The organism is Halomonas sp. (assembly GCF_031581305.1).
Classification (GTDB): domain Bacteria; phylum Pseudomonadota; class Gammaproteobacteria; order Pseudomonadales; family Halomonadaceae; genus Halomonas.
On record NZ_JAVLBC010000156.1, the window covers coordinates 1 to 7,634 of the forward strand.

General features: G+C 66.1%; 9 protein-coding genes. 4 read left to right on the forward strand and 5 right to left on the reverse strand.

Annotation, left to right across the window (positions count from 1 at the left end):
- Window positions 1-219 precede the first annotated feature (219 nt).
- The 3 genes from RI841_RS12420 to RI841_RS12430 are packed head-to-tail and all read left to right on the forward strand — an operon-like array spanning window position 220 to window position 3,061.
- Window positions 220-1,248, forward strand: coding sequence for a TRAP transporter substrate-binding protein (locus RI841_RS12420; protein WP_310705919.1), 1,029 nt, complete (start codon window positions 220-222; stop codon window positions 1,246-1,248).
- Between the two features lie 6 nt (window positions 1,249-1,254).
- The gene (locus RI841_RS12425; protein WP_310705920.1) at window positions 1,255-1,782 is read left to right on the forward strand and encodes a TRAP transporter small permease subunit; all 528 of its coding nucleotides are present in this window, start codon (window positions 1,255-1,257) and stop codon (window positions 1,780-1,782) included.
- Window positions 1,772-3,061 (forward strand): TRAP transporter large permease, encoded by a 1,290-nt coding sequence (locus RI841_RS12430; protein ID WP_310705921.1) that lies wholly within the window; start codon window positions 1,772-1,774, stop codon window positions 3,059-3,061. Before RI841_RS12425 ends, RI841_RS12430 begins: the two co-directional genes overlap by 11 nt.
- A 70-nt stretch (window positions 3,062-3,131) precedes the next feature.
- Here the strand turns inward: RI841_RS12430 and RI841_RS12435 are convergent, their stop codons facing one another.
- Window positions 3,132-4,025, reverse strand: a complete 894-nt coding sequence (locus tag RI841_RS12435) for a helix-turn-helix domain-containing protein (protein ID WP_310705922.1) — start codon at window positions 4,023-4,025, stop codon at window positions 3,132-3,134.
- A 161-nt stretch (window positions 4,026-4,186) separates the two neighbouring features.
- Between RI841_RS12435 and pobA the strand changes: the two genes are divergently transcribed.
- Window positions 4,187-5,371, forward strand: coding sequence for a 4-hydroxybenzoate 3-monooxygenase (gene pobA, locus RI841_RS12440; protein WP_310705923.1), 1,185 nt, complete (start codon window positions 4,187-4,189; stop codon window positions 5,369-5,371).
- 88 nt (window positions 5,372-5,459) lie between these two features.
- Here the strand turns inward: pobA and RI841_RS12445 are convergent, their stop codons facing one another.
- The 4 genes from RI841_RS12445 to RI841_RS12460 form a co-directional block, all read right to left on the reverse strand.
- The gene (locus RI841_RS12445; RefSeq protein WP_310705924.1) at window positions 5,460-5,873 is read right to left on the reverse strand and encodes a hypothetical protein; all 414 of its coding nucleotides are present in this window, start codon (window positions 5,871-5,873) and stop codon (window positions 5,460-5,462) included.
- A 99-nt stretch (window positions 5,874-5,972) separates the two neighbouring features.
- Window positions 5,973-6,287 (reverse strand): AzlD domain-containing protein, encoded by a 315-nt coding sequence (locus RI841_RS12450; protein WP_310705925.1) that lies wholly within the window; start codon window positions 6,285-6,287, stop codon window positions 5,973-5,975.
- Window positions 6,284-6,997, reverse strand: coding sequence for an AzlC family ABC transporter permease (locus tag RI841_RS12455; RefSeq protein WP_310705926.1), 714 nt, complete (start codon window positions 6,995-6,997; stop codon window positions 6,284-6,286). The genes RI841_RS12450 and RI841_RS12455 overlap by 4 nt, the downstream gene beginning before the upstream one ends.
- Window positions 6,994-7,634: MsnO8 family LLM class oxidoreductase (locus RI841_RS12460; RefSeq protein WP_310705927.1), on the reverse strand; the 641-nt coding region annotated here is incomplete at its 5' end. The genes RI841_RS12455 and RI841_RS12460, both read right to left, overlap by 4 nt.

Genomic DNA, 7,634 nt, shown 5'->3' on the forward strand with positions numbered 1-7,634 from the left:
CAGGCTGATAGTTTCGGAAAATCCAATTTTTTCATTGGTTCGTCCTGCTTTTGCATCGTGAAGCCTGCTCTGTGAAGGCATCCGTCTTACGGATAGTGCTTTAGACTAATGTCGATTATCCATGTGTAACCGTCTGAGGTAGGTTGTTCCTAAATACGAACTTGTATTCGTATAACGAACTTTTGCCAGGTCCATTACAATGAGTATCGGAGGATCACCATGAAGACCAAGTTCACCGCCTGCCTGCTGGCCGCGTCCATCGCTGGCCTGGGCGCCGCTTCCGCCCAGGCGTCCACCACACTGCGCATGGCTCACTTCTGGCCGGGCGCCTCGGGCGTCAACCAGGAGATCTTCGAGGCGTGGGCGGCCACCCTCGAGGAAGAATCCAATGGCGAATTGAGCGTCGAGATGTTCCCCTCCGGTACCCTGGCCAAGCCCGATTCCCTCTACGAGGCGGCGGCCAGCGGCATCGCCGACGTCGGTGCGACTGCCCAGGGCTATACCGCCGGGCGTTTCCCGCTGTCGCAGATCGTCGAGCTGCCCGGGGTGGCCACCACCGCGACCCAGGGTGCCTGTGTGCTGCAGAGCCTATATGACGAGGGGCACCTGGAGAGCGAATATGAGGACACCCGACCGCTGTTCTTCTTCACCACCGGACCCGGGGGCATCCACACCATCGATACCGATGTCCAGGTGCCGTCCGACCTCGAGGGGCTGCGCATCCGTCGTCCCACCGCGGTGGCGGGGGAAATGCTCGAGAACATGGGGGCGAGCCCCGTGGGCATGCCGGCGCCGGATATCTACACTGCCATGCAGCGCGGCGTGATCGACGGCCTGAGCTTCCCCTGGGAGGGGCTGAAGGGGTTCCGTATCAACGAACTGGTCGAGTACCACACCGAGGTCCCATTCTATACCCTGATCTTCGTGGCCACCATGAACCAGCGCGCCTATGACAACCTGAGTCCCGAGCAGCAGGCGGTGATCGACGCCAACTCCGGCATGAAGTGGGCCGAGAACGCCGGGGTCGTCTTCGACCGTCTCGATGTGGAAGGCAAGCAGGAGGCCAAGGACGCCGGGCACACCATCCGCGAGATCGAGAACCCCCTCGAGCATCCGGACTGGCAGAAGCCCCTCCAGGACGGCATCGAGAGCTACCTGACCCGGCTCGAGGAGCGCGGCTTGCCAGGACGCGAGGTCTACGAGGCAGCGCTGGCCGCCAGCGAGTCCTGCGCCACCGAGCAGGGGTAAGGGGGCATGCAGTCCACCCTGGAAAGGGCCAGCGATTGGCTGGCCCTCTTGTGCAAGCTCGTCGCTGGCATCGCCCTGGTGGCACTGCTGGGGGTGACCATCGCCGATGTCAGCACCCGCTACCTGTCGCGGCTCACCGAGGGGGCCATCGCGCTGCGCGTCTCCGGCAGCGTGGAGCTGGTCAGTTACCTGATGCTGTTCTCCCTGCTGGCCGCCATGGCGGCCAACGTGGAGAAGAGCCAGGTGGTGGTGGAGGCCTTCTCCCATGGCCTGTCTCCCACCCTCAAGAACCGCCTGCATGGTGTCTACCTGCTGGGGTTCACGGCACTTGGCCTGATTCTCTTCCTCGGCCTGGTGGATTCCGCCGCCTCGGCCGCCCGGCATGGCGAGGTGACCCAGGACCTACGGCTCCCCATGGGGCCCATCTATTATGCGGCCGCCGTGCTCAGCCTGCTGCTGGGGCTGCGCAGCCTGGTCCATGCCGTGTTGAGTGCCGTCTTCGGTGCCGAAGGGGAGGTGAGCCATGGGGAGTGAAATGATCGGTGCCATCGGCCTCGGCCTGCTCCTGGTGCTGATGGTGCTGCGCGTGCCGGTGGCGCTGACCATGTTGATCGTGGGCGTCGTGGGGTTCGCCCAGGTGATCAGCTGGAGTGCGGCCATCGCCCAGCTCAAGACCGTGCCGGTGGAGGTGCTCTCCAACTACAGCTTCAGCGCCGTGCCGATGTTCATCCTGATGGGGGTGCTGGCGGCGCATTCCGGCATGGCCGGCAAGTTGTTCCACTCCGCCCGGATGATCTGCGGCGGCTGGAAGGGTGGCCTGGCCATCGCCGCGGTGGGCTCCTGCGGGGTTTTCTCGGCGATCTCTGGCTCGTCGCTGGCCACTGCCAGCACCATGACACGTGTCGCGCTGCCGGAGATGGAGCGCTATGGATACAACCGCGGACTGGCCACCGGCGCCCTGGCGGCCGGCGGCACCCTGGGGATCATGATCCCGCCCTCCATCGCGCTGCTCATCTACGCCATCCTTACCGAGCAGTCGGTGGGCGACATGTTCATGGCCGGCCTGGTGCCGGGACTGATGGGCCTGGTGATGTACGCGCTGACCGTCACCGTGGTGATGCGCCTCAAACCCTCGCTGGCGGTAGCCGGCGAGCCGACGTCATGGCTGCAGAAGCTGGCCTCCCTCGGCGGGCTGGTGCCCTTCTTCGCGGTCTTCCTGGTGATGATCCTGGGGATCTACTTCGGCGCCTTCACGCCCACCGAGGGGGCCAGCGTGGGTGCCTTCGCCACCCTGCTCTACGCCCTGGTCAAGGGCATGCGTGGCCGCGCATTGTGGCGCAGCGTGCAGGAGACCCTGGCGCTCTCCGCGGTGGTATTCTTCATGCTGGTGGGGGCCGAGACCCTGGGCTACTTCATCTCGGTATCGCGGATCTCCTTCTCGATCACCGACGTCCTCTACGGCATGGACCTGGCGCCGATCGTGGTGGTGCTTTGCATCCTGCTGCTCTACTTCGTGCTGGGGATGTTCATGGACGCGATCGCCATGCTGGTGATCACGGTGCCGGTGGTGTTCCCGATCATCCAGTCGCTGGGCATCGATCCGGTGTGGTTCGGCATCATCACCGTGCTGACCGTGGAGCTGGGACTGATCACCCCGCCAGTGGGCATGAACGTCTTCGTGATCAAGGCCATGGCCCCCCACGTGGGGCTGGGCGAGATCTTCAAGGGCGTGGCGCCGTTCATCGTCTCGGACTTCCTGCGCCTGGCGCTGCTGATTGCCTTTCCGGTGCTGACCACGCTGTTCCTGATCTGAGCGGCTACGCCAGCCGCTGTGACGGTGCCCCGGAAGGCAGGCGGCCTTCCGGGGCACTCTTGCATCGAGCCTATGTTCCGGACTGGCGCTGGCGGAAGTCCCGGGGCGAGAGGCCGGTGAGTCGCTTGAAGAAGCGGGTGAAGTAGGCGGGTTCCGAGAAGCCCAGGCTGTCGGCGACCTGGCCGATGGTCATGTTGGTGTAGGTGAGCTGGCGCTTGGCCTCGAGCAGCAGGCGCTCATGAAGCAACTGCAGGGCGCTGCGGTCGGCCAGTCGTCGGCACAGCAGGTTGAGGTGGGCGCTGGTCATGCCCAGCTGCTCGGCGAACCGCTCGACGCTGGGTTGCTGGCGGAACTGTTTCTCGATCAGTGCCTGGTAGTTCTGCAGGTGGGCCAGCCCTCGGTGCTGGGGTTGCAGGCGTTTGGTGATGCCGGCAGCAGCGCGCTTGTCGGCCAGGCGCGAGATCTCGATGAACAGTGCCTCGGTGAATGCCTCCAGTAGCCGCTCGCGGCCGGGGGCAGGGTGGCAATACTCCTCCCCGATCTGATCCACCAGGGTGGCAATGCGTCCGGCCTGCCGGGCTCCCTCGAGAGGGTGCGCGGTGGCCCGGGACAGCACCGCAGCCTGGCCACCCAGGCGCTCCTCCAGCCGATCGGTCAGGGGGCGGGCCAGCGTGATGATATGCCCCAGGGTATCCGGCGAGAAATGGAAGCCATGAATGCTCATGGCCGGCACCACGATGACCAGGGGAGCGTCATGGGCGTGCAGGCTTCCCTCCAGCTCCAGGCTGACGCGGCCGGAAGACAGGTGGAGCAGGTGCAGCAGGTCGGTATGGCGATGGGGGCGGATTCTCCAGTCGTGCAGCCGGCTGCGTTCGGGAATCGATTCCCAGTGGAGCAGGTCAGGCGTCGGCCAGTGGCGCGTCTCGCCATACAGCTTGAAGACGGGAACGGCAGTGGTGGACATGGGAACTCCAGACAGGGCGGCTTCGACGAAAGTCGGTCGTGTTGATTGGGATTGTCCAATTAACTCTGTCGATATTGCCTTATATGGGCGTTAGTTTCAGTGAAAAATACAATCCACATAGCGAACAGATGTTCACCAATGCCAAACAACGGAGTCTCCCCATGAAAACTCAGGTCGCGATCATCGGCGCCGGCCCCTCTGGTCTGCTGCTCGGCCAGCTGCTGGCGCGCCAGGGCATCGACAACGTCATCCTCGAGCGCAAGTCCGGCGAGTACGTGCTGAGCCGTATCCGCGCCGGCGTACTGGAGCAGGGCATGGTCGACCTGCTGCGCGAGGCGGGTGTCGACAAGCGCATGGACGAGGAGGGCGACGTCCACGACGGCGTCGAGCTGGCCCTGGACAATCGCCGCGTGCGCGTCGACCTGGCCGGGCTCACCGGCGGCAAGACGGTGATGGTCTACGGCCAGACCGAGGTGACCCGCGACCTGATGGAGGCTCGCGAAGCCACTGGGGGCACGACCCTCTATGAGGCGGACAATGTCCAGCCCCATGACCTCGAGACCGACCGGCCCTATGTCACCTTCGAGAAGGATGGCGAGACCCATCGCCTGGACTGCGACTACGTGGCCGGCTGTGACGGCTTCCACGGTATCTCGCGCAAGTCGATTCCCGAGGGGCGCATCAAGGAGTTCGAGAAGGTCTACCCTTTCGGCTGGCTGGGCCTGCTCGCCGACACCCCGCCGGTTGCCGAGGAGCTGATCTATGCCCGCCACGAGCGTGGCTTCGCCCTGTGCAGCATGCGTTCGTCGACCCGCAGCCGCTACTACATTCAGGTGGGGCTGGACGAGAAGGTCGAAGACTGGTCCGACGAGCGCTTCTGGGAGGAGCTCAAGCGGCGCATCCCCGATGAGGTGGCCGAGACGCTGGTGACCGGGCCCTCCATCGAGAAGAGCATTGCGCCGCTGCGCAGTTTCGTGGTCGAGCCCATGCAGTACGGGCGCCTCTTTCTGGTCGGCGATGCCGCCCATATCGTGCCACCCACCGGGGCCAAGGGGCTCAACCTGGCGGCCAGCGACGTCAACACCCTCTACCGGCTGATGGCCAAGGTCTACCAGGAAGACCGTACCGACCTGATCCCCAACTACTCGGCGACCTGCCTCAAGCGCATCTGGAAGGCCGAGCGCTTCTCCTGGTGGATGACCTCCATGCTGCACAAGTTCTCAGACGAGGAGGACTTCAATACCCGCATGCAGCAGGCCGAACTGGACTACGTGACCCGCTCCGAGGCAGGGCTGACCACCATCGCCGAGAACTACGTGGGGCTGCCTTACGAGTCGCTCGAGTAGCGCGACCGCTCGCGAGCATCGCGTCGAGACGCGGGCCCGATGGCTCGGGCCAGTCGTGAAAACTCACACGGGGCGGGAGCCTTGTCGCTCAGGAACGGTCGGAGTCCCCGCGCGCCTCGTCCCTGACGTCCCCGTCCTTGACGTCGTAGTCGCCTTCCAGCACCTGCTGCTCCCGGTAGCGGCCGCCCGCGTCGCGGCTCTCGCGATAGCGGGTCTCGCGGTAGTGGACGCTGCCGTCCACGTCCTCGGCCCGGTCGGCGCGCATCTGCTCCATGCGCTTCTTCATGCGATGGCGCAGGAAGGGCATCATCGCCCAGCCGATGAGCAGGAAAAACAGCCCCAGCACCATGGCGACAATCATCATGGCGCCGAACAGCAGCCAGGTGAGCAGCAGTTTCAGGCTCCCCAGGGGGCCGTCGCTGCGTGTCTGGCGGGCACGCGACTGCCACTCTCGGGCGGCGCGCCAGGCAGCATTGTGGCGCGGGTCATGGGGTTTGGGCATGCAGGACTCCGGTGTCTCTGATGGGGCGCCGGCCCGGCCGGCGCACCGTGAATGACTGCTCCTTGGAAAGTGTGCGGGTCGCTTCGTTCCGAGAATGGGTCAGGATGCGACCAGGCGCCACAGCGCGGCGGTCAGGATCCCGGCGGCGATCGCTGGCAGCGGCTTGCGCAGCACGAGCATCACCCCCGCCGTGGCGACCAGGGCCATCCGGGCCCCGCCGTCGCCATTCACGGCCATGGGTGTGATCACCGCCACCAGTACCGAGCCGGCCATGGCGTTGATGAAGCGCTCGACCCGCGGGCCGATGGGCACCCGGGCCATCACGAAGACGCCGCCGGCGCGGGTCAGGTAGGTGACCAGCGCCATGATCACGATGGCCAGCAGCACGCCGCCGTTCGCGGCCGTCAGGGTCATGGGGCTCTCTCCTTGCGCGCGGGGGGCAGCAGCAGGCCCACCACGCCGCCCGCCAGCGCCCCCACGATCACGTGGGCATGGGGCGGCAGCCAGGCCATCGCCGCCAGGGCCGCCAGGGCCGCGGCGCCCCAGGGCAGCAGCACGCCCAGGTCGCGCTTGTCGCCCACCAGCATGGCCAGCAGGAAGCAGCCCATGATGGCATCCAGCCCGAAGCGGTCGGGCTCGCTGATGCCGCTGCCGAAGGTGACGCCGAGGCCGGTGCCGATCATCCAGGTGGACCACAGGGCCAGGCCTCCGCCGACCAGTATGCCCAGCCGGGATGCCGTGGTTTTCCCGGTCATGGCCATGGCCCAGTTGGCGTCGCTGAGCAGCAGCAGGCTGGCGTAGCGACGTCCGCTGGGCAAGTCGCGCAGGTGCGGGTAGAAGGCGGCGCCCATCAGCAGGTGACGGGCATTGATCGCCAGGGTGATGGCCACCAGTGGCAGCAGCGGGATGGTATCGCCCCACAGTTCCAGGGTCGCGAACTGGGCCGCCCCCGCGAACACCAGGCCGCTCATCAGCAGGGTCTCGAAAGCGGAGAGCCCCTGCTGCAGGGCCGCCACCCCGAAGGCCAGCCCGAAGACGATCACGAACAGCGACAGCGGCGCCATGCGCCGGAAGCCGTCGACGAGATGGCCAAGGTTCGGTCGCGAGGTGTCGGCCTGGGTCATGATCGCCACACCTCGGCGACGATCTCGTAGCTTCTCAGCCGGTCCTCGGCATCGTAGACATCGGTATTGAGCATCAGCTCGTCGGCACCGGTCAGCTTCAGGAAGTGCTCCAGACCGTCGCGCACGGTCTCGGGACCGCCGATCACCGCGGCACCCAGGAACTGCTCGACCTGGGCCTGCTCCCTGGGCGACCAGTCCAGCACTTCCACCGGTGGCAGGGCCTTGGTGCGCTGGCCGCGGATCATGCCCAGGAACTTGCGGCGGGCGGTGGAGGCGAGGTAGTCCGCCTGGAGGTCATTCTCGGCGGCGATCACCGGCAGGCCGACCATGGCATGGGGTGCATCGAGGACTGCCGAGGGCCGGAAATTGTCACGATAGAGCTTGAGTGCCTCGAACAGCTGGGCCGGGGCGAACTGGGCGGCGAAGGCGAAGGGCAGCCCTTCCCGGGCCGCCAGACGGGCGCTGAAATCGCTGGAGCCGAGCAGCCACAGCGGCACCTTTGTGCCCTGGCCGGGTACCGCCCGCACTCGCTGACCTGGCCGCTCGTCGTCAAGATAGCCCTTGAGCTCGGCCAGTCGCCGGGGGAAGTCATCGACGCCGGCATGGGGGTCGCGGCGCATGGCGGCCATGGTGGGAC

Bases quoted from the DNA above. Each gene is read 5' to 3' on its own strand.
- RI841_RS12425 (WP_310705920.1), top strand. From the start codon at position 1,255: ATGCAGTCCACCCTGGAAAGGGCCAGCGATTGGCTGGCCCTCTTGTGC.
- RI841_RS12455 (WP_310705926.1), bottom strand. From the start codon at position 6,997: ATGACCCAGGCCGACACCTCGCGACCGAACCTTGGCCATCTCGTCGAC.
- RI841_RS12430 (WP_310705921.1), top strand. From the start codon at position 1,772: ATGGGGAGTGAAATGATCGGTGCCATCGGCCTCGGCCTGCTCCTGGTG.
- RI841_RS12420 (WP_310705919.1), top strand. From the start codon at position 220: ATGAAGACCAAGTTCACCGCCTGCCTGCTGGCCGCGTCCATCGCTGGC.
- RI841_RS12450 (WP_310705925.1), bottom strand. From the start codon at position 6,287: ATGACCCTGACGGCCGCGAACGGCGGCGTGCTGCTGGCCATCGTGATC.
- RI841_RS12445 (WP_310705924.1), bottom strand. From the start codon at position 5,873: ATGCCCAAACCCCATGACCCGCGCCACAATGCTGCCTGGCGCGCCGCC.
- RI841_RS12435 (WP_310705922.1), bottom strand. From the start codon at position 4,025: ATGTCCACCACTGCCGTTCCCGTCTTCAAGCTGTATGGCGAGACGCGC.
- pobA (WP_310705923.1), top strand. From the start codon at position 4,187: ATGAAAACTCAGGTCGCGATCATCGGCGCCGGCCCCTCTGGTCTGCTG.